General features: G+C 71.3%; 20 protein-coding genes. 16 read left to right on the forward strand and 4 right to left on the reverse strand.

Going from position 1 to position 18,626, the window contains the following annotated elements:
• Positions 1-20: 20 nt before the first annotated feature.
• The 4 genes from AC3EO4_RS26100 to AC3EO4_RS26115 are packed head-to-tail and all read left to right on the forward strand — an operon-like array spanning position 21 to position 4,837.
• On the forward strand, positions 21-779 hold the full coding sequence (locus tag AC3EO4_RS26100; RefSeq protein ID WP_431898310.1) for a hydroxypyruvate isomerase family protein: 759 nt from the start codon (positions 21-23) through the stop codon (positions 777-779).
• Positions 776-1,603, forward strand: a complete 828-nt coding sequence (locus AC3EO4_RS26105; protein WP_431898312.1) for an NAD(P)-dependent oxidoreductase — start codon at positions 776-778, stop codon at positions 1,601-1,603. Before AC3EO4_RS26100 ends, AC3EO4_RS26105 begins: the two co-directional genes overlap by 4 nt.
• Complete coding sequence (gcl, locus tag AC3EO4_RS26110; RefSeq protein WP_431898314.1) at positions 1,600-3,309, forward strand: glyoxylate carboligase; 1,710 nt, start codon at positions 1,600-1,602, stop codon at positions 3,307-3,309. The genes AC3EO4_RS26105 and gcl overlap by 4 nt, the downstream gene beginning before the upstream one ends.
• Before the next feature lie 10 nt (positions 3,310-3,319).
• A complete protein-coding gene (locus AC3EO4_RS26115; protein ID WP_431898316.1) occupies positions 3,320-4,837 on the forward strand; it encodes an aldehyde dehydrogenase family protein in 1,518 nt (505 codons plus the stop codon).
• Here the strand turns inward: AC3EO4_RS26115 and AC3EO4_RS26120 are convergent.
• The 3 genes from AC3EO4_RS26120 to AC3EO4_RS26130 all read right to left on the reverse strand — a co-directional run bounded on the left by AC3EO4_RS26120 (position 4,770) and on the right by AC3EO4_RS26130 (position 6,614).
• Positions 4,770-5,645, reverse strand: coding sequence for an alpha/beta hydrolase (locus AC3EO4_RS26120; RefSeq protein ID WP_431898318.1), 876 nt, complete (start codon positions 5,643-5,645; stop codon positions 4,770-4,772). The two genes, AC3EO4_RS26115 and AC3EO4_RS26120, sit on opposite strands and share 68 nt — an antisense overlap.
• Before the next feature lie 75 nt (positions 5,646-5,720).
• Positions 5,721-6,059, reverse strand: a complete 339-nt coding sequence (locus AC3EO4_RS26125; protein WP_379580915.1) for a DUF6703 family protein — start codon at positions 6,057-6,059, stop codon at positions 5,721-5,723.
• A gap of 9 nt (positions 6,060-6,068) precedes the next feature.
• Positions 6,069-6,614 (reverse strand): hypothetical protein, encoded by a 546-nt coding sequence (locus AC3EO4_RS26130; protein WP_379580914.1) that lies wholly within the window; start codon positions 6,612-6,614, stop codon positions 6,069-6,071.
• A gap of 38 nt (positions 6,615-6,652) precedes the next feature.
• Here AC3EO4_RS26130 and AC3EO4_RS26135 point away from each other — a divergent pair, with 38 nt between their 5' ends.
• The 4 genes from AC3EO4_RS26135 (at position 6,653) to AC3EO4_RS26150 (ending at position 9,641) form a co-directional block, all read left to right on the forward strand.
• Positions 6,653-6,934 carry an antibiotic biosynthesis monooxygenase family protein gene (locus tag AC3EO4_RS26135; protein WP_379580913.1) on the forward strand — a complete coding sequence of 94 codons (282 nt, stop codon included), beginning with the start codon at positions 6,653-6,655 and terminating at the stop codon, positions 6,932-6,934.
• Positions 6,935-7,028: 94 nt separating this feature from the next.
• Complete coding sequence (locus tag AC3EO4_RS26140; protein WP_379580912.1) at positions 7,029-8,414, forward strand: glycine--tRNA ligase; 1,386 nt, start codon at positions 7,029-7,031, stop codon at positions 8,412-8,414.
• Positions 8,415-8,550: 136 nt separating this feature from the next.
• A complete protein-coding gene (locus AC3EO4_RS26145) occupies positions 8,551-9,078 on the forward strand; it encodes an LGFP repeat-containing protein (protein WP_431898321.1) in 528 nt (175 codons plus the stop codon).
• The gene (locus tag AC3EO4_RS26150) at positions 9,075-9,641 is read left to right on the forward strand and encodes a hypothetical protein (protein ID WP_379580910.1); all 567 of its coding nucleotides are present in this window, start codon (positions 9,075-9,077) and stop codon (positions 9,639-9,641) included. Before AC3EO4_RS26145 ends, AC3EO4_RS26150 begins: the two co-directional genes overlap by 4 nt.
• 2 nt (positions 9,642-9,643) lie before the next feature.
• Here the strand turns inward: AC3EO4_RS26150 and AC3EO4_RS26155 are convergent, their stop codons facing one another.
• Positions 9,644-10,555, reverse strand: a complete 912-nt coding sequence (locus AC3EO4_RS26155; RefSeq protein ID WP_379580909.1) for a dienelactone hydrolase family protein — start codon at positions 10,553-10,555, stop codon at positions 9,644-9,646.
• Between the two features lie 156 nt (positions 10,556-10,711).
• Here AC3EO4_RS26155 and AC3EO4_RS26160 point away from each other — a divergent pair, with 156 nt between their 5' ends.
• From AC3EO4_RS26160 to AC3EO4_RS26195, 8 genes are read left to right on the forward strand one after another with little or no spacing between them, the layout of a single operon-like run.
• Positions 10,712-10,867, forward strand: a complete 156-nt coding sequence (locus AC3EO4_RS26160) for a hypothetical protein (protein WP_379580908.1) — start codon at positions 10,712-10,714, stop codon at positions 10,865-10,867.
• Positions 10,864-11,841 carry an AAA family ATPase gene (locus tag AC3EO4_RS26165; RefSeq protein WP_379580907.1) on the forward strand — a complete coding sequence of 326 codons (978 nt, stop codon included), beginning with the start codon at positions 10,864-10,866 and terminating at the stop codon, positions 11,839-11,841. Before AC3EO4_RS26160 ends, AC3EO4_RS26165 begins: the two co-directional genes overlap by 4 nt.
• Complete coding sequence (locus AC3EO4_RS26170) at positions 11,838-13,001, forward strand: DUF58 domain-containing protein (protein ID WP_431898324.1); 1,164 nt, start codon at positions 11,838-11,840, stop codon at positions 12,999-13,001. The genes AC3EO4_RS26165 and AC3EO4_RS26170 overlap by 4 nt, the downstream gene beginning before the upstream one ends.
• On the forward strand, positions 12,998-13,939 hold the full coding sequence (locus tag AC3EO4_RS26175; RefSeq protein ID WP_431898326.1) for a VWA domain-containing protein: 942 nt from the start codon (positions 12,998-13,000) through the stop codon (positions 13,937-13,939). The genes AC3EO4_RS26170 and AC3EO4_RS26175 overlap by 4 nt, the downstream gene beginning before the upstream one ends.
• Before the next feature lie 40 nt (positions 13,940-13,979).
• Positions 13,980-15,215: a S1C family serine protease gene (locus tag AC3EO4_RS26180; protein WP_431898328.1), complete on the forward strand. Its 1,236-nt coding sequence runs from the start codon at positions 13,980-13,982 to the stop codon at positions 15,213-15,215.
• Between the two features lie 10 nt (positions 15,216-15,225).
• Positions 15,226-15,888, forward strand: coding sequence for a response regulator transcription factor (locus tag AC3EO4_RS26185; RefSeq protein ID WP_379580903.1), 663 nt, complete (start codon positions 15,226-15,228; stop codon positions 15,886-15,888).
• On the forward strand, positions 15,885-17,069 hold the full coding sequence (locus AC3EO4_RS26190; protein WP_431898330.1) for a sensor histidine kinase: 1,185 nt from the start codon (positions 15,885-15,887) through the stop codon (positions 17,067-17,069). The genes AC3EO4_RS26185 and AC3EO4_RS26190 overlap by 4 nt, the downstream gene beginning before the upstream one ends.
• Before the next feature lie 44 nt (positions 17,070-17,113).
• Complete coding sequence (locus AC3EO4_RS26195; RefSeq protein WP_431898332.1) at positions 17,114-18,613, forward strand: serine/threonine-protein kinase; 1,500 nt, start codon at positions 17,114-17,116, stop codon at positions 18,611-18,613.
• The last annotated feature ends 13 nt before the right edge of the window (positions 18,614-18,626 follow it).

Consider the following 18,626-nt stretch of genomic DNA (forward strand, 5'->3'; position numbering starts at 1 on the left):
GGGAAGGAAGGGCGGGCGCTGTGCTGAGATTCGACGTCAACCTGAGCATCCTCTTCACCGACCTCCCCCTCCTGGATCGCCCCTCCGCCGCCGCTCGGGCGGGTTTCGACGCGGTCGAGATGTGGTGGCCGTTCGACGGCCCCACCCCGCCCAAGGCCGAACTTCAGGCGCTCAGGTCCGCCGTGGACGACGCGGGTGTCCGGCTCGTGGCGCTCAACTTCGACGCGGGCGACATGCCGGGCGGCGACAGGGGCGTCCTGACCAGCACCGACAGGTTCCTCGCCAACGTCGACGCGGCGGTCGAGCTGGCCGGGAGCCTCGGCTGCCGGATACTCAACGCCCTGTACGGCAACGCCGACGACACCCCCGAGTGTCGCCGCGTCGCCACGGCCAACCTGAGGAAAGCCGCGGACAGAGCCGCGGACATCGGCGCGACGGTCGTCGTCGAAGCGCTCAACACCTACGAGAACCCGCGTTACCCCATCACCTCGTCCAAGCGCGCCTTCGAGGTGATCGACGACGTGGGCCGCGACAACGTGAAGTTCCTGGCCGATCTCTACCACCTGCACCGCATGGGCGAGGACGTGCTCGACCTGATCGACACCCAGGCGCACAGGTTCGGCCACGTCCAGATCGCCGACGACCCGGGGCGCGGCCACCCGGGCAGCGGGCGCATGCCGTACCGGGAGATCTTCGAGCGGCTGGAGGCCTACGGGGGTCACATCGGCCTGGAATACCGGCACGAGGGCCAGGGCGCGTTCGACTGGAGGACGGCATGAGGATCGGCTTCATCGGTCTCGGCATCATGGGCGCGCCCATGGCCGCGAACCTCGACAGGGCGGGCTTCGACGTCCGCGGCTTCGACCTCGCCCCCGACCGCCCCGGCAGGACGGCGGGCAGCGCGAAGGAGGCGATCTCGGGCGCGGACGTGGTCATCACCATGCTGCCCGACTCGCCGCAGGTGGAGGAGGTCCTTCCCGACATCGTCGAGTACGGCGGGCCCGACCTGCTGTACATCGACATGAGCACGATCGACCCCGGCACGTCGCGCCGGCTCGCCGAGCGGCTGAGAGCGCTCGACGCCCCGGTCAGCGGCGGCGAGAGGGGCGCGATCGAGGGCAGTCTCTCGATCATGGTCGGCGGCGCGGAGGAGGACTTCGCGAGAGCGTTACCGGTCTTCCATGCCGTCGGGAAGACGATCGTGCACGTCGGTCCTCCGGGGGCGGGCCAGACCGTGAAGGCCGCCAACCAGCTGGTCGTGGGCGGCACCTACGCTCTCGTCGCCGAGGCGATCCTGCTCATGGAGGCGTCGGGCGTCGACGCGGCCAAGGGTCTCGACGTGCTCGCGGGCGGCCTGGCCGGTTCGCGGATCCTCGAGCTCAAGCGCCACAGCATGGTCGCCCGCGAGTTCACCCCGGGCTTCCGCGTCGACCTGCACCACAAGGACATGGGCATCGCGACCGCGGCCGCGAGGGACGCGGGCCTGTCGCTCCCGCTCACCGCCATCGTCACCCAGCTCGTCGCCGCGGCCAGAGCCCAGGGCCTCGGCTCGCTCGACCACTCCGCCCTGCTGAAAGTGATCGAGAGGATCAACAGCGCATGAACCGGATCCCCTGCATGGAGGCGGTCGTCTCGGTCCTGGAGTCGGAGGGCGTGGACACGGTCTTCGGCATCCCCGGCGCCGCCATCCTGCCGCTCTACGCGGCGCTGCGCACCAGCTCCATCCGGCACGTCACGGTCCGGCACGAGGAGGGCGGCACCCATGCCGCCGACGGCTGGGCCCGCGTGACCGGCAACGTCGGCGTCTGCATCGGCACCAGCGGCCCCGCCGGCACCAACATGATCACCGGGCTCTACACCGCGCTGGCCGACTCCATCCCGATGATCTGCGTCACCGGCCAGGCCGCGACCGCCAAGCTGCACCAGGAGGCGTTCCAGGCCGTCGACATCGTGGAGATCGCCAAGCCGGTCACCAAGTGGGCGGTCCAGCTGAAGGAGCCGGCCCAGGCGCCGTGGGTGTTCCGCGAGGCGTTCAGGATCGCCAGGTCGGGCCGGCCGGGGCCGGTTCTCATCGACCTGCCGATCGACGTGCAGCGCGGCACCTGCCTGTACGATCCCGCGCTCGACGCGCCGCTGCCCGTCGAGATCCCAGGGCCGCGGCCGCAGGCCGTACGGCGGGCGCTGGAGTTGCTGGAGGCCGCGAAGCGGCCGCTCATCCTGGCCGGCGGCGGCGTGATCGGCGCGGACGCGGCGGAGGAGCTGCGGGAGGCGGCCGAGCGGCTGCGGATCCCGGTGCAGGTGACGCTCATGGGCAAGGGCGCCTTCCCCGAGGATCACAAGCTGTTCGCCGGCATGGCGGGCATCCAGACCCAGACCAGATGGGGCAACGCGGTCTTCCTGGAGAGCGACGTCGTGCTGGCGGTAGGCGCCAGGTTCGGCGACAGGCACACGGGCGAGCTGGACGTCTACCGCAGGGGCCGCACGTTCATCCACGTCGACATCGAGCCCACCCAGCTCGGCAAGGTCTTCGAGCCCGACCTCGGCATCGTCTCGCACGCCAGGCCGTTCCTGGCCGAACTGGCGAAGAGCGCCGCAGGGGAGGCGAAGGCCGTCCCGGAGCGAACGCGCACGAAGTGGATCAAGAGGGTGGACACGCTGCGCAGCACGATGCCCCGCAGGGACGACTTCGACGACGTGCCGATCAAACCGCCCAGGGTGTTCAGGGAGATCAACGACTTCTACGGCAGGGACACCACGTTCGTCACCGCCATCGGCCTCTACCAGATCTGGTCGGGCCAGTTCCAGAAGACCTACCTGCCCAGGCGCTACCTCGTCTGCGGGCAGGCGGGCCCGCTCGGGTGGGAAGTCTCGGCGGCGACGGGCGTCAAGCTCGCCTGCCCCGAACGCCAGGTCGTCGCCGTCGTCGGCGACTACTCCTTCCAGTTCCTGATGGAGGAGGTGGCCGTCGCCGCGCAGTACAGGATCCCCTTCGTCATCGTGATGATCAACAACGAGTACCTCGGCCTGATCCGCCAGGCGGAGATCCCCTACGGCATGAACTACGCGGTGGAGCTGGGCGGCGTCGACCACGTCAAGGCCATGGAGGCGTTCGGCTGCCCCGCGCGCAGGGTCGAGGCGCCCGGCGACATCCGCGACGCCCTCGCGTGGGCGACCAAGGAGGCGGAGAAGGAGAGGCTTCCCGTGCTCGTCGAGGTGATGGTCGAGCGCGAGGCCAACGCGGCCATGGGGCCCGCGCTCGACGCCGTCAAGGAGTTCGAGACGATCCCGGCCGTCGACTGGTCGGACTGAGGAGGCGTTCATGCTGAAGCCGGGGACCGCCTGGTCCGACGCCTACGAAGGCTGCCGCACGGTGGCGCCCGAGGCCTTCCACGACGACAGGGTGCTCAACCACTGGGGCGGCCTCTGGCAGCGCGACGGCCGTCCTTCGCCCGTCTTCTCGCCGATCGACGGCACGGCCACCGCAGGTCCGCCGCGCATGGACAGAGCGGGCGCGGCGCGGGCGGTCAACGCGGCCGTCGAGGAGCACCGCCAGTGGCGGCACGTCCCGCTGTCAGAACGCAAGGCGCGGGTCGCAGGCGCCGTCGAGGCCATGCGGGCCAACCGCGACCTGCTCGCGCTGCTGCTGGTCTGGGAGATCGGCAAGCCATGGCGTACGGCGTGCGCGGACGTGGACCGCTGCCTCGACGGTGTCCGCTGGTACCTGGACGAGATCGACCGCATGATCGAGGGCCGCACGCCCCTGCCGGGTCCGGTCAGCAACATCGCCAGCTGGAACTACCCGATGAGCGTGCTCATGCACGCGATGCTCGTCCAGGCGCTGGCGGGCAACGCGGTCGTCGCCAAGACGCCCACCGACGGCGGCCTGTCCTGCCTCACGCTGGCCACGGCGCTCGCCGTGCGCGAAGGGCTGCCGTTCACGCTGGTCAGCGGCGGCGGCGCGGAGCTGTCGCCGGTCCTGGTGGGCGCGCGGGAGTTGGGCTGCGTGTCGTTCGTCGGCGGCAGGGACGTCGGCGCCCAGGTGGCCACCTCGCTCGCCGGTGGCGCGGGCCTGGCAGGCCGCCGGCACGTCCTTGAGCAGGAGGGGCTCAACTGCTGGGGTGTGTGGGATTACTCCGACTGGGACCTGCTGGCCGGGCAGATCAGGAAGTCCTTCGACTACGGCAAGCAGCGCTGCACCGCCTACCCGCGCTTCGTCGTGCAGCGGAAGCTGTTCCACGACTTCCTCGCCACCTACCTCGGAACCGTCCGGGACCTCAGGTACGGCCATCCGCTCCAGGTCGAGGCCCCCGGCGACCCGCTGCCCGAGCTGGACTTCGGGCCGCTCATCAACGCCTCCAAGGCCAAGGAGCTGGCCGACCAGGTGGAGGAGGCGATCGCGAAGGGCGCGGTACCGCTCTACCGGGGGCCTGAAGTGGAGGGCGAGGCCTACTTCGCTCCCGTGGCGCTGCTCGATCCGCCCCGCTCCTCGCCGCTGTTCCACGCCGAGCCGTTCGGTCCTGTGGACACGTTCGTCCTGGTCGACACCGAGGCCGAGCTGCTGGCCGCGATGAACGCCAGCAACGGCGCGCTCGTGGCCACGATCTCCTGCGACGCGCGGGAGACGGCCGAGCGGCTGGCCGGCGAGGTACGGGCGTTCAAGGTGGGGATCAACCAGCCCCGCTCACGCGGCGACAGGGAGGAGCTGTTCGGCGGGCTCGGAGCGTCGTGGCGCGGCGCGTTCGTGGGCGGCGACCTGCTGGTGCGGGCCGTCACCCAAGGGCGGCAGGGTGAGCGGCTGCCCGGCAACTTCCCGAACTACACGATGCTGTCCCACTGAGCGCGATGGAGGTGACGGTGTCCAGGGTGGCGCTGCCGGGACGCAGGTAGTCGTTGTGGCCGCCGTCGCCCCCGTCGAAGACCCTGGCGCCGAATCCGTCGCCGACGGGATCGGCGCCGAACCCGACGGGGCCGATCCGTACACCCGCCCTGAACACGTCGTCCTTCCTGGACAGCGCGGCCCACACCCGGGCGGGCGTGCGCAGCTCGGCCCCGGTGGCCACGCCCATGCCCGGGCTGCCCAGCGCGACGATGTCGTCGACGGGCAGCCCGGGCGCCGCCTTCCCGCACACGACCGTGCCGTAGCTGTGGCAGACCAGGCTGATCCGCTCCTTACCGTCCAGGGCCGCCACCAGCTCGCGGAGCGCCCTGGCGCCCTTGGCGGCCGGCAGCGTGGTCAGCACGTCCCAGTCGGTCATCTCGGGCGCGTCGTAGCCGAGCCAGCCGATGACCGCCACCTTCGCGCCCGGCTCCAGCGCCGCCGCCCTGGCGTACAACGTCCTGGCCGCGCCCGCGGGGGAGGCGGAGGTGCCGTCGAAGTCGTGCAGGCCGAACCCGGTGCCGGGCACGAAGACGATCACCTTCGTGGCCGCGGCCAGATCGCCGACCACCTCGATCGCCCGGCCGTCGCCGGCCTCGTCATAGGCCAGGAGCTGGCGGCCACGTCCGGCGACCGCGCCGTTGGCGGCGTAGCGCTCGCCCAGCCCGGCGGACGTCATCGCGGGCAGCTCCAGCGGGCCCAGGCCGGGCAGGCAACCGGCGCCCGTGGCGCACAGCACGAGCACGACACCGGCCAGAAAACGACGCATGACTCCGGACCGTACGTCACGGCGGAGACAGCTCGCGTCACGCCGAGGTCGGATCCCCTGGATGGACCTTGAGTACTAGAAGGCGCCGAACCTGTCGGCCGCCACGAGGACGAGGAAGGTCAGCATCGCCACGCGCAGCAGCTTGCCGCCCGCCCCCAGCGAGGGCCACGACAGGTAGGCGAGCCATCCGACGAAGGCGACCACAGGCACCACCGCGACCCCGCCCAGCCAGCTGTCGAGAGCGAACCCCGCCAGCAGCAGGATCACCAGCAGCACGGGCGCGACCCAGCGCGGCACCTGCGTGAACAGGAACGTGATGGGGACGGCGCTGCGCTGCTCGACCGCCTTGCGCAGGCCCGTGGCGCCGGGCGTGAAGAACTGCTCGCCAGGCGGGAGGGGCTTTCGAGTGGCCACCTCACGAGCCTAGCGCGGCACCCGCCCGCCCCTGAAGATTCGCCACACAACCCACGCCTGGATCATCCCGATGGGCAGCAGCGAGCCCGGCAGGTACGACGCGGCCAGCGAGAGGGGGAGCGCGAGCGGGATCCAGTAGATGAGGGCGAAGCTGCCCGCCTCGTGCGCGGCCGCCACGATCCCGAACACCGCGGCCGCGGTAACGAGCAGCAGGTACGCCAGGGAGACGGCCAGTGCCACCCGGCCTCGCCGGTAGCCGTCCGCCAGATGGCCGAGCGTCTCGGCGGGGCGGCGGCCCCTGACGAGCAGCCAGATGAGCACCGTCTGGACGACGCCCGCGATCGTGTAGGCACCGGCGGCGGAAGGCAGGAGCCCCAGGCGGCGCAGGCCGTAAGGGAGGAGCGAGACAGGTGAGGTGAGCTCCCCGAGCGGGCTCTCGCCGCTGAGCTCGTCGACCTGCCCCAGGAGGGTGGCGACGCTCAGATAGCCGACCACGCCGAGGTAGGCGGCCGCGGCGGCGAGCGCGAGCTGGGAGCGGCGGATCCTGAAGAGCACGCATCAGGATAGGCCTCTTGTCTGACATCCTGGATCGTGTGCTCGCACTGATTCGCTACACCGTCCCCGAGGCCCGCTCCCAAGAGTTCCTCAAGCAAGGCCAGGAGATCATCGACGTGCTCGCCGCGCAGCCCGGCTACCTGCGCGGGCGACTGTGCCGCTCGGTCGACGAGCCCAACCTGTGGGCCCTGGTCAGCGAGTGGGAGGGCGCGGGCTTCTACCGCCGCGCGCTGTCGGCCGCCAGGATGGCGATGTATCCCCTCATGATTCTCATGGTCAACGAGCCCAGCGCCTTCGAGGACGTCTACCTTTCCAGCTGAGACGTATAGTCGCGCGCGGAGGCGGCCGGATGTCCCCTAAGCTGGGATCTCATCATTCCACTCGCCGACCTCCAGCCGGAAAGAGATTCAGCCAATGGCACGCCGGACCGACGTCATGGACACGATCGTCAGCCTCGCCAAGCGACGGGGGCTTGTCTACCCCTCGAGCGAGATCTACGGAGGCCTGCGCGCGTCGTGGGACTACGGTCCGCTGGGCGTCGAGCTGAAGAACAACGTGAAGCGCCAGTGGTGGCTGTCGATGGTGCAGGCCCGCGAAGACGTGGTCGGCCTCGACTCGTGCGTCATCCTGGCCCCTGAGGTGTGGCAGGCCAGCGGCCACGTCGAGACCTTCACCGACCCGCTGACCGAGTGCCAGTCCTGCCACAAGCGCTTCCGCGCCGACCACCTCATCGAGGCCTACGAGGAGAAGCACGGCAAGGCCCCCGAGAACGGCCTGGCCGACATCACCTGCCCCAACTGCGGCAACAAGGGCACCTTCACCGAGCCGCGCCAGTTCAGCGGCCTGCTGAAGACCTACCTCGGCGCCGTCGAGGACGAGTCGGGCCTGGCCTACCTGCGCCCCGAGACCGCGCAGGGCATCTTCATCAACTACGCCAACGTGCAGCAGTCGGCGCGCAAGAAGGTGCCGTTCGGCATCGGCCAGATCGGCAAGTCGTTCCGCAACGAGATCACGCCGGGCAACTTCATCTTCCGCACCCGCGAGTTCGAGCAGATGGAGATGGAGTTCTTCGTCAAGCCGGGCACCGACGAGGAGTGGCACCAGTACTGGATCGACGAGCGCTACCGCTGGTACTCCGACCTGGGCATCAACAAGGACAATCTCCGCCTCTACGAGCACCCGAAGGAGAAGCTGTCCCACTACTCCAAGCGCACCGTCGACGTGGAGTACCGCTTCAATTTCGCCGGCTCCGAGTGGGGTGAGCTCGAGGGCATCGCCAACCGCACCGACTTCGACCTCACCGCCCACTCCAAGGCGTCGGGTGTCGACCTGTCGTTCTTCGAGCAGGACACCGGCGAGCGCTACGTGCCGTACGTCATCGAGCCTGCCGCCGGTGTCGACCGCGCCACGCTGACCTTCCTGCTGGACGCCTACAACGAGGACGAGGCTCCCAACGCCAAGGGCGTCATGGAGAAGCGCACGGTGCTGCGCCTCGACCACAGGCTCGCGCCCGTCAAGGTCGCGGTCCTGCCGCTGTCGCGGAACGCCGACCTGTCGCCCAAGGCCAAGGACCTGGCCGCCCAGCTGCGCAGGCGCTGGAACGTCGAGTTCGACGACGCGGGCGCCATCGGCCGCCGTTACCGCCGCCAGGACGAGATCGGCACGCCGTTCTGCATCACGGTCGACTTCGACACCCTCGAGGACCATGCCGTGACCATCCGCGAGCGCGACTCGATGGGGCAGGAGCGCATCGCGCTCGACCAGGTCGAGTCCTACCTCCGCCAGCACCTCAACGACTGAGCCTGGGGTCGGCGGGCGGCTCCGCCCGCCGACCGGCGGTCGGCCGGCGGGGATGGGCGATGAGTCCCCTCTCCGCCGGATCTGAGTACCCCTGTACTCATGTAGGCCATCCGGGGCGCGATCTACGTTTTCGCCCATGAGACGAGCAATCACTCTCGGGATGGTCGCCGCGCTCGCCGTCGCGGGCGCGGCCACCCCCGCCCAGGCGAGGACGAGCTCCTGCGCGATCCAGCCCTACGGCCTCATCGGCGAGTACTGGCAGACGATGGGCGGTGAGGGCGGGGTGTTCGGCTGCCCCGCCTCGACCGAGAAGGGCATCGCCAACAGCAACGCCCGCCGCCAGACCTTCGCCAACGGGCAGATCGCCTGGTCGCCCGACCAGGGCGGGCGCATGATCGTCGCGGCCTACGGCAAGGACGGCAGGGCCTACGTCAGGTGGGGCCCGAGCAACCCGTTCAACTACGACTACTTCGAGATCCTCGTGCGCTCCACGCACATCGCGAACGGCACCTACACCAGGCGCGACGGGCTGCGGGTACGCGGGACGGCCTCCTTCCACGGGCCCGGCGGCCACTTCACCTTCCGCGTGCGCGGCTGCGACGACAAGCCGCTGGGCGACGTCTGCCGCCAGGGGTGGACCGTGTCGGTGTCGGCGGACGCATGAGCGGGCTCAACGCCGCGGCCGCCCTCGTCGTGGCGTCCGCCGCCCTGGCCTTCCCCGCCGCCCCCGCGTCCGCGCGGACGTGCGACTTCGAGATCCGCGACCAGCAGATCCGGATCCGCTACGACCTGCTCGGCGGCCGCGCCGTCCTCGGCTGCCCGGTCGGCGACGCGCAGGAGACCTTCGAGCCGCCCGGCCGCCGCCAGTCCTTCGACTACGGGCAGATCGCCTTCTCGCACGTCAACGGCCAGATGCGGGTGCTGTCGGTCAGCTTTGTGCGGCACCAGCGCAAGATCAGGTTCATGTTCGGCCGCGCCTTCGAGGGCGGCAGGTTCTCGATGCGCATCTGGGGGAACGGCGTCGCGCGCATCCCCAGGACGTTCACCACCTCGGCGGCCAAGCCCGTCGAGACCTATGACCTCGTCGATCCGTACTCGGCTCGCACGTACCGCTTCGACGTCCGGGCCGACGTCTGCGGCACGCGGCCCGGATGCTCGACCGGCACGTACGGGCAGCCGTGGGCGTGGGCCGAGTGGAAGTACCAGGTCAAGATCGACAACGGCTGAGCTCAGGCCAGGTACGTGCCGAACCAGGCGATGACCCGCTGGTAGGCCTGCGCCGCGGCCTGCGCGTTGTACCGCGGGCCCGTGTCGTTGAAGAACGCGTGGCCGACGCCGGGGAAGGTGACGATCTCGTGCTTGAGACCCGCCTTCTCCAGCGCGGTCCGCGCCGCGTCGCGGGTGGCGTTCACCCTGTCGTCCAGTTCGGCGTAGATGCCGAGGACGGCCGCCTTGCTGCCGGCGAAGTCGGCGCCGTCGGGCAGGGGGCCGTAGAACGGCGCCGCCGCCGACAGCCGCGGCTCCGCGTTGGCCAGCAGCAGCCACGTCATGCCGCCGCCGAAGCAGAACCCCACCATGCCCAGCCTCGCGCCGTTCTCCCGCCTGGACAGCTCGCCCAGCGCGGCCTTCATGTCGGCGACGAACCGCTCGGGCGGGATCTCGCCGAGCTTGGCCGTGACCTGCGCGGTGTCGCCGAAGGAGTCCGTGCCGCCCTCGCGCGACAGCAGGTCGAGCGCCAACGAGGAGTAGCCGTCGGCCGCCAGCCGTCCCGCGACCGAGCGGGTGTGGTCGTTGAGCCCGCGGTTCTCGTGGATGACCAGGACCGCGCCCTTGGGCTCCTGTGCCTGCGCCCACGCTCCCAGCAGAGTGACGCCCTCGGGCCCCGCGAACGTGACGGCCTCGGCCGGAAGCGGAGAGGGTCCTGCGGGGGAGACGGGCGCGCCGGACGCGGGACCGGGCGTGGGCGTGGCCGTCGCCGCGCCCTCCGCGCCCGCCCCGCACGCGGTCAGCAGCGCGGTGGCGGCGGGCAGGCCGAGTCCGAGCAGGCCGAGCCTGCGCAGGGCTTCGCGGCGGGGGATGAGCCCTTCGACGTGATCGAGTGCGATCTCTTCGGCGAGGTAACGCTTGAAGGGTGACATCATGCCGGGATCGTAGGTCGCGCGACCGAAAGGCCCGGTAAAGCTCTCCACGGCCGCAGCGGTGCGCGACCGAAAATTCAGATAAAGGCGAGCGTTACGCCGGTTTTCGTGGCGGTTTGATGACATTCCTCGTGAACCTACGAAGGGACATGAGGATCCATGGCACGCACATCACGCTGGAAGGTGGGGGCCGTCGTCCTGGCCGGTGTCGCGCTCGTCATGACGGGGAGCGCCGCCTCCTTCGCCGACCCCGGCCCGCAGGCCGTCGAGCTGAGGGTCGTGCTGGACGACTGCCCGCGGCCGGTCCAGCCATGACCGAACCAGAGCTGCTGGAACGGGCGCTGTTCGAGGTGAAGAGGGTGATCGTCGGGCAGGACCACATGGTCGAACGCCTGGTCGTCGCCGTCCTCGCCAAAGGCCACTGCCTGCTCGAAGGAGTGCCGGGCATCGCCAAGACGCTCGCCGCCGAGACACTCGCCACGGTGGTCGGCGGGTCGTTCGCGCGCATCCAGTTCACACCCGACCTGGTGCCCTCCGACATCGTCGGAACCAGGATCTACCGCCCGTCCACCGAGAGCTTCGACATCGAACTCGGACCCGTCATGGCCAACCTCGTGCTCGCCGACGAGATCAACAGGGCGCCCGCCAAGGTGCAGTCGGCGCTGCTGGAGATCATGGCGGAGCGCCAGGTCAGCATCGGCGGCGTCACCCACCCCATGCCCGCGCCGTTCCTGGTGCTGGCCACACAGAACCCGATCGAGTCCGAGGGCGTCTACCACCTGCCCGAGGCGCAGCGCGACCGCTTCCTGATGAAGATCGACGTGGGCTATCCCAGTGAGTCGGAGGAACTGGCGATCGTCTACCGGATGAGCGTCGACCCGCCCGTTCCGCAGGCCGTACTCGACCCTGAACGGATCGTCGCGCTGCAACGGCGAGCGGAGGAGGTGTTCGTCCACCATGCGATCGCGGAGTACGCGGTGCGCCTGGTCCACGCCACGAGAGAGCCCTCCAGACACGGCCTGCAGGACGTCGGGCGGGCGCTGGCGTTCGGCGCATCGCCGCGCGCCACGCTCGGCCTGCTGGCGGCGGCGCGGGCCCTGGCACTGATGAGGGGCAGGGAGTACGTGCTGCCCGACGACGTGCGCGCGCTGGCGCACGACGTGATCGCGCACCGGCTCGTGCTGTCGTTCGACGGGCTCGCCGACGGCGTCTCCGCCAGGAGCGTCGTCGACCGGCTCATCGAGGCCGTGCCGATGCCGGTGATCGCCCCGCAGCAGGAGGCGGCATGAGGAACCACCTCGCCGCCGAACCGGCGTTGCGCAGGCTCGAACTGGTCGTCACCCGGCGCCTCGACGGCCTGCTGCAGGGCGAGCACCTCGGCCTCGTGCCAGGGCAGGGCAGCGAGCCGGCCGAGGCAAGGCCGTACCAGGTGGGCGACGACGTGCGGCGGATCGACTGGAACGTCACCGCCCGCACCGACTCGCCGCACGTCAGGGACCTGATCGTGGACAGGGAGCTGGAGATCTGGGCGCTTCTCGACGCCACCGCGAGCATGGACTTCGGCACGGCCGCGATGGAGAAGCGGGAGCTGGCGCTGGCCGCCGTCGCGGCCGTCGGATTCCTGACCCAGCGCACCGGCAACAGGATCGGCGCCCACCTGCTTCACGGCGGAGGGATCCGTACGGTGCCGGCCAGGACGGGACGCCCGCACCTGATGGCGCTGCTCCAGACGATGTTCGCGCTGCCCCGCACCTCGCCAGGGGTGCGGGAGCCGCTCCTCGGGGCCGCCGCCGAGCAGCTCGGGCGGCTGGTACGGCGGCGCGGGCTCGTCGTCGTCGTGTCGGACTTCCTCGACGATCCGTCGACGTGGGCGGGGGCGGTACGGCGGCTCGGGGCAGGACACCAGGTGCTGGCCGTCGAGGTCGTCGACCCTCGCGAACTCGCCCTGCCGGACGTCGGCGTGCTGACGCTCGTCGACCCGGAGAGCGGGCGGCGCAGGGAGGTGTCGACGGGCGACGCCCGGCTGCGGCGGCGGTACGCGCAGGCGGCCGCCGAGCAGCGGGAGCGGATCGCGGCAGGGCTGCGCTCGGTCGGCGCCGCGCACCTACGCCTGCGGACAGACGGGGACTGGGTGCGCGACCTCGTCCAGCACGTGCTGCGCCAGCGCAGACTCGCCCGCCTCGCGGGCCCTTCCGCGCGTCCCCCGGACGGCGCTCGCTCCCGCCCCACAGGCCCGGACTCCGCGGACGGTCCGGCGGGTCCTGGGGTGCCGTCACGGAGTGGCCCGGGTTCTGTGGAGGGCCTGGCGGGTCCTGGGGTGCCGTCACGGAGTGGCTCGGGCTCCATGGAGCGCCCGGCCGGTCCTGGGGTGCCGTCATGGCAGGGGCCGGGCTCCGTGGGTCGCCCCCGGCCATCGTCATGGCGGGGACCGGGAGGTGACGCGGCATGACGCTCCTTTCGCCGATCTGGCTGCTCCTGCTGATCCCGGTCGCGCTCATCGCCGCGACCTACGTGGTGATGTCCATGCGGCGCAGCGCCTACGCGGTCCGCTTCAGCAACCTCGACCTCCTGGACAAGGTCGCGCCCGAGAGCCCGGGGTGGCGCAGGCACGCGCCCGCCGCCGCCCTGCTTGCGATGCTGGTGCTGCTGGTGGTCGGGTTCGCCAGGCCGACGGCCGAGGTCCAGGTGCCGAGGGAGCGGGCCACGATCATGGTCGCGTTCGACGTGTCGGCCTCCATGGAGGCGACTGACGTCGCCCCCGACCGCTTCACCGCCGCCCGCGAGGCCGCCCGCCAGTTCGTCAACGGCCTCCCGCCGCGCTTCAACCTGGGGCTGGTCGCCTTCTCCGGGCAGGCGGGCGTCGCCGTACCGCCGACGACCGACAGGCAGGCGGTGCTGGGCGCGCTCGGCAGGCTCACCACCTCCTCGGGCACCGCCATCGGCGAGGCCGTTCACTCCTCGCTGGAGGCCATCCGGCGGCTGGACACCGAGCAGGAGCCGCCGCCCGCGCACATCGTGCTGCTGTCCGACGGTTCCAACACCACGGGCCGCTCGCTTTCCGAGGCGGCGGGAGAGGCCGCCGAGCACGGAGTGCCGGTCACGACCATCGCGTACGGCACACCGACCGGCGCCATCGACATCCAGGGCAACCGGATTCCCGTACCGGTGGACGGGCCCGCGCTCCAGGAGCTCGCCCGCGCGGCCGGTGGCGGCTTCTACGAGGCGGCCAGCGGGGACGAGTTGCAGGCGGTGTACGACGACATCGGCACCTCGGTCGGGTTCCGCGTCGAGCGGCAGGAGGTCTGGCCGTGGTTCGTCGGCGCGGGTCTGCTGCTGGCGGCGCTGGCCGCGCTCGGGTCGATGCTGTGGTTCTCCAGGCTGCCGTGAGGTGCGGATAATGAACCAGTACACAATGAGGAACCACATAATGAGCACGAGGGTGGGCGAAGGTGCGGGTGCGGGCGGCGGCGAGGGCGAGGGCACGGCGCACAGCACGGGCGTGGTGCAGGGCGCGGGCATGGCGCAGGGCGCGGGCATGGCGCAGGGCGCGGCCGTCGGCGTGGGGTCTGCCGTGGAGGCGAGTGTGGGGGTGGCTGGGGGGTCGGGTGCGGGTTCCGGCGGCTCGCGGTCCTTCATGCCGGGTCTCGGGGCGCGCCCGCGCGGTCCCGACTTCCACTCCAGGGAGCTTCCCTCGAGTCTGCCCGAACGGCCTGTGCCACCGCCTGCCGCGGGGACCCAGGCGGCGGGCGCGTCCAGGGGCCGTGTTCTGGTGGCCGCGGCGCTCGTGGCCGCGGTCACCGGTGGGGTGGCGGGTGTCGCGGGGGTGAGGCTCGTCGAAGGGTCCGAGCCTGCCCCCGCGGCCCTGCCCAGCGCGCCCGCCGTCCAGCGCCCGAGCCCCGGCCAGCTGAGCACAGGCCAGCCGACGCCAGACCAGACGAGCCCGAACCAGGCGAGCCCAGACCAGACGATGCCGGGCCAGGCGAGCCCAGGTCAGACGACGCCAGACCAGGCGAGCCCAGGCCAGGCGACTCCGGGCCAGGCGACTCCGGGCCGGGCGACTCCGGGCCGGGCGACTCCGGGCCAGGGGCTCAGTGGCACCGCGGCCCAGGTGCTGCCCAGTGTGGTCTCGGTCGAGACCAGGCGGGGCGGCGGCTCCGGGTTCGTGATCGACGGCAGCGGCCACGTCCTCACCAACGCCCACGTCGTCGGCGCCGCCTCCAGGGCCACCGTGGTGCTCAACGACGGTCGCAGGCTCGGCGCGCGGGTGGTGGGCGCCGACCAGGACGAGGACCTGGCGGTGCTGGAGGTCGACGACGCCTCGGGCCTGACGCCCGCGACCCTCGGCCGGTCGGGCGACCTGGCCGTCGGCGACCAGGTGCTCGCGATCGGTTCACCGCTGGGACTGTCGGGCACGGTCACCGCCGGCATCGTGAGCGCGCTGGACAGGGAGGTCGGCCTGGGGAGCAGCCGGCGCACCGCCGTACAGACCGATGCCTCCATCAACCCGGGAAACTCGGGCGGGCCGCTCGTCAACGCGCGCGGAGAGGTCGTGGGCGTGAACACCGCGATCGCCACGAGCAGGGGCGGGGGGAACATCGGCATCGGGTTCGCCATCCCCATGGACAGGGCCGCGCCCATCGCGGAACGACTCATCCGAAACTAGGGTGCACAGCATGCGACTGCTCGTCGTGGAGGACGAAGAAGACCTGGTGGACGCGTTGCGCGTCGGCCTGGTCCGTGCGGGCTATGCCGTGGACGTCGCCTACGACGCGCCGACGGCGGCGGAGAAGCTCCAGCTGAACGGCTACGACCTGGTGCTGCTCGACCTCAACCTGCCAGGAGGGGACGGGTTCCAGCTCTGCCGTATGGCGCGGGCGACGGGCAGCGGCGTGCGCATCATCATGGTGACCGCCCGCGACCGCCTCGACGACAGGGTCAGGGGTCTCGACGAGGGCGCGGACGACTACCTGGTCAAGCCGTTCGCCTTCCCCGAGCTGCTGGCGAGGGTGCGGGCGCTGCTGCGCAGGGAGACCGGCGGGACCTCCGTGCTGGAGGTGGGAGCGCTGCGGATCGACACCGCACGCATGGAGGTCTCGCTCGGGGGCAGGTCGCTGGCCCTGACGCCGAAGGAGTACGGCGTGCTCCACTATCTGATGACCAGGCCCGGCCATGTCGTCTCCAGTGAGGAGTTGCTGGAGCACGTGTGGGACGAGCACGCCGACCCGTTCACCAACACCGTCCGCGTCACGGTCGGCAACCTGCGCCGCAAGCTGCAGGAGGACGGCCTGATCGAGACCGTGATCAGCAGGGGCTACCGGCTGAGGGAGAACGCATGATCCACACGATCAGGTTCAGGCTGACCGTGCTCTACTCGGCGCTGCTGTTCCTGCTGGCCGCGCTCGTGCTCGGCGGCATCTATCTCGCCGTCTCCATGACGACCGAGCAGCGGCCGTACACGACCGCCTTCGCCAAGACGTACATCAACGGCCAGCAGGTGGGCAAAGAGCAGGTCGTCTACGTCAGGGAGGTCGAGAACGCCATCAACGTGAAGACGATGGCCACCCTGCGCGACTACTCGCTGGCCACGCTCGCCTTCCTGTTCCTGGCCAGCCTCGGCATCGGCTGGATCCTGTCGGGTGGGGTGCTGCGCCCGGTCAGGGCGATCACCCGCACCACCGACGAGATCCAGGCCATGGACCTGTCCAGGCGGATCAGGCTCGGGGGGCCGAAGGACGAGCTGCGGGACCTGGCCGACACCGTCGACACGATGCTGGACCGGCTGGAGGAGGCGTTCAGGGCGCAGCGGCAGCTGATCGACGACGCCTCCCACGAGTTGCGCAGCCCGCTGACCATCATCAGGACCAACGTCGACGCCGTCCTGGCCTCGCCCGAGGCGACGGAGGAGGAGCGGGAGCGCGCGGTCGCCATCGTGGATCGCGCGACCACCCGCATGACCAGGCTGGTCGAGGACCTGCTGGCCAGCGCGAGGCGCCAGGGCAGCGCCTTCTCCGACGCCGACCTCGACCTGGCCGTGGTGGCGGCCGAGGCGGGCGAGGAGTACGCGGCACCGGCCCGAGAGCGGGGCCTCACGCTGGCCGGCTCGTTCGCCGGGGAGCTCGACATGACGGGCGATCACGACGCGCTCCGCAGGGCGGTGGCCAACCTCCTGTCCAACGCCGTACGGCTCTCGCCGCCCGGCGGCAGGGTCGAGGTGGCGGCGGGACGCGAGGGCGGCTGGCTGTGGGTGGCGGTCAGAGACTCGGGCCCCGGGCTGTCGGAGGAGGACAGGCCGCGGGTGTTCGACAGGTTCTGGCGGGGCGAGGCGAGCCGCAGGGACCGGCACACGGGACTCGGCCTGGCCATCGTCAGGCAGATCGTGGAGTCGCACGGTGGGCAGGTGGCGGTCTTCTCCCAGCTGGGACGCGGCAGCACGTTCGTGCTGTGGCTGCCGTCCCGCGAGGGCGCGGAGACGGCGGCGCCGACGATCAATCCACTCGGCGGGGTCGTCAAGATATAGGTTGGCTCGGAATACCGAGGACTTCTGAGCCATTGGCGGGAAATATGCCGGAGATGCTGGACGGGCGCTACCAGCTGGACGAGCCGATCGGGCGCGGTGGAATGGGCGAGGTCTGGCGGGGACACGACCCGCGGACCGGCAGGGCTGTCGCCGTCAAGATTCTGGCTCCGCAGGTGACGCAGCCCGCGGCACGTGAGCGGTTCGCTCGCGAGGCGCGGGCCGCCGCCCAGATCGTGCACAGCAACGTGGTGACCGTTTTCGACACCGGTGAGCAGGACGGGCGCCCGTACCTGGTGATGGAGCTGTTGACGGGCCGCAGCCTGGCCGACGAGCTGGCCGACGGGCACAGGTACAACATCCCCGAGGTGTGCCGGCTGATGAGCCAGGCCGCCGCGGGCCTCGACGCGGCGCACAAGGCGGGCGTGATCCACCGTGATGTGAAGCCCGCGAACCTGCACAGGACCGCGGACGGCACACTCAAGATCGTCGACTTCGGCATCGCGCAGGTGGCCAGCGAGGCCTCCCGCCTGACGACGGTCGGCACCGTCGTCGGCACGGCCGCCTACCTCGCGCCCGAGCAGATCAACGGCGAGGCGGGCACCGCGGCCTCCGATCTGTACGCGTTGGGCTGCGTCGCCTACGAGCTGCTCTGCGGCCAGCCGCCGTTCTCGGGCGGCGCGGCCGACCTCATGCGCAAGCACGTCTTCGAGACGCCCGTGCCGCCCAGTCAGGTGCGCCCCGACGTCCCGGCCGCGCTCGACAGGCTGGTGCTGTCGATGCTGGCCAAGGACCCCGCCGAGCGGCCCGACGGCGCCGAGCAGGTCCGGCAGGCCTTCGCCGCCTTCGCCTTCCCTCAGACCGTGCCGAACCCGATCCCTCCTGCCGCGCCGAACCCGACGGCGGTCCTGCCGGCCCATGACCCTTCGCGGACGACGGACATGCGCGGCGCCCCGGTGCCCGTGACGGGCGCGATGCTGACCGGTGAGGGAGCGTCAGGATCCTCCTCGCCGAACAGGAAGCTGGTGGTGCAGGCGCTCGCGGGGGTGGCGCTGATCGCGGCGGTGGCGATCGGGGTGACGGCGCTCAACAGCGGTGGGGGGGAGGAGCCTTCGCCCACGCCCACCGCGGTGGCCGTCACGACCGCCGAGACGAATCCGTCGCCGTCGCCCTCCTCGGTGCAGTCGCTGACCGAGGCGCAGACGCCGAGCCCCGGCGACACCGAGGGCGACGAGGGCGACGAGGGCGACGATCCCTACGCGGGGGAGGCCTCCGAGTACACGCCCGCCGGGGGCTGGCAGAAGTGGCTCGGCGGCTTCGACAGGGCGGTCCTGGAGCAGGAGGCGGCCGGCGGGATCGAGCCCGACCTGGCGTACAAGGCCCACGAGGACATCCGCGAGGCGGGGATGAAGGTGCAGGAGGGCGAAGAGGCGGACGCCAGGGAGAAGGTCCTCAGGCTCACCAGGGACCTGATCAAGGCCGAGCGGAAAGGCAGGCTGAAGGACGGCCCGCTGATGCGGTACGTGCGCGCGGCCGGACTGGTCTAGGGCGGGAACGAAC

It is taken from the genome of Nonomuraea sp. bgisy101 (assembly GCF_057708945.1).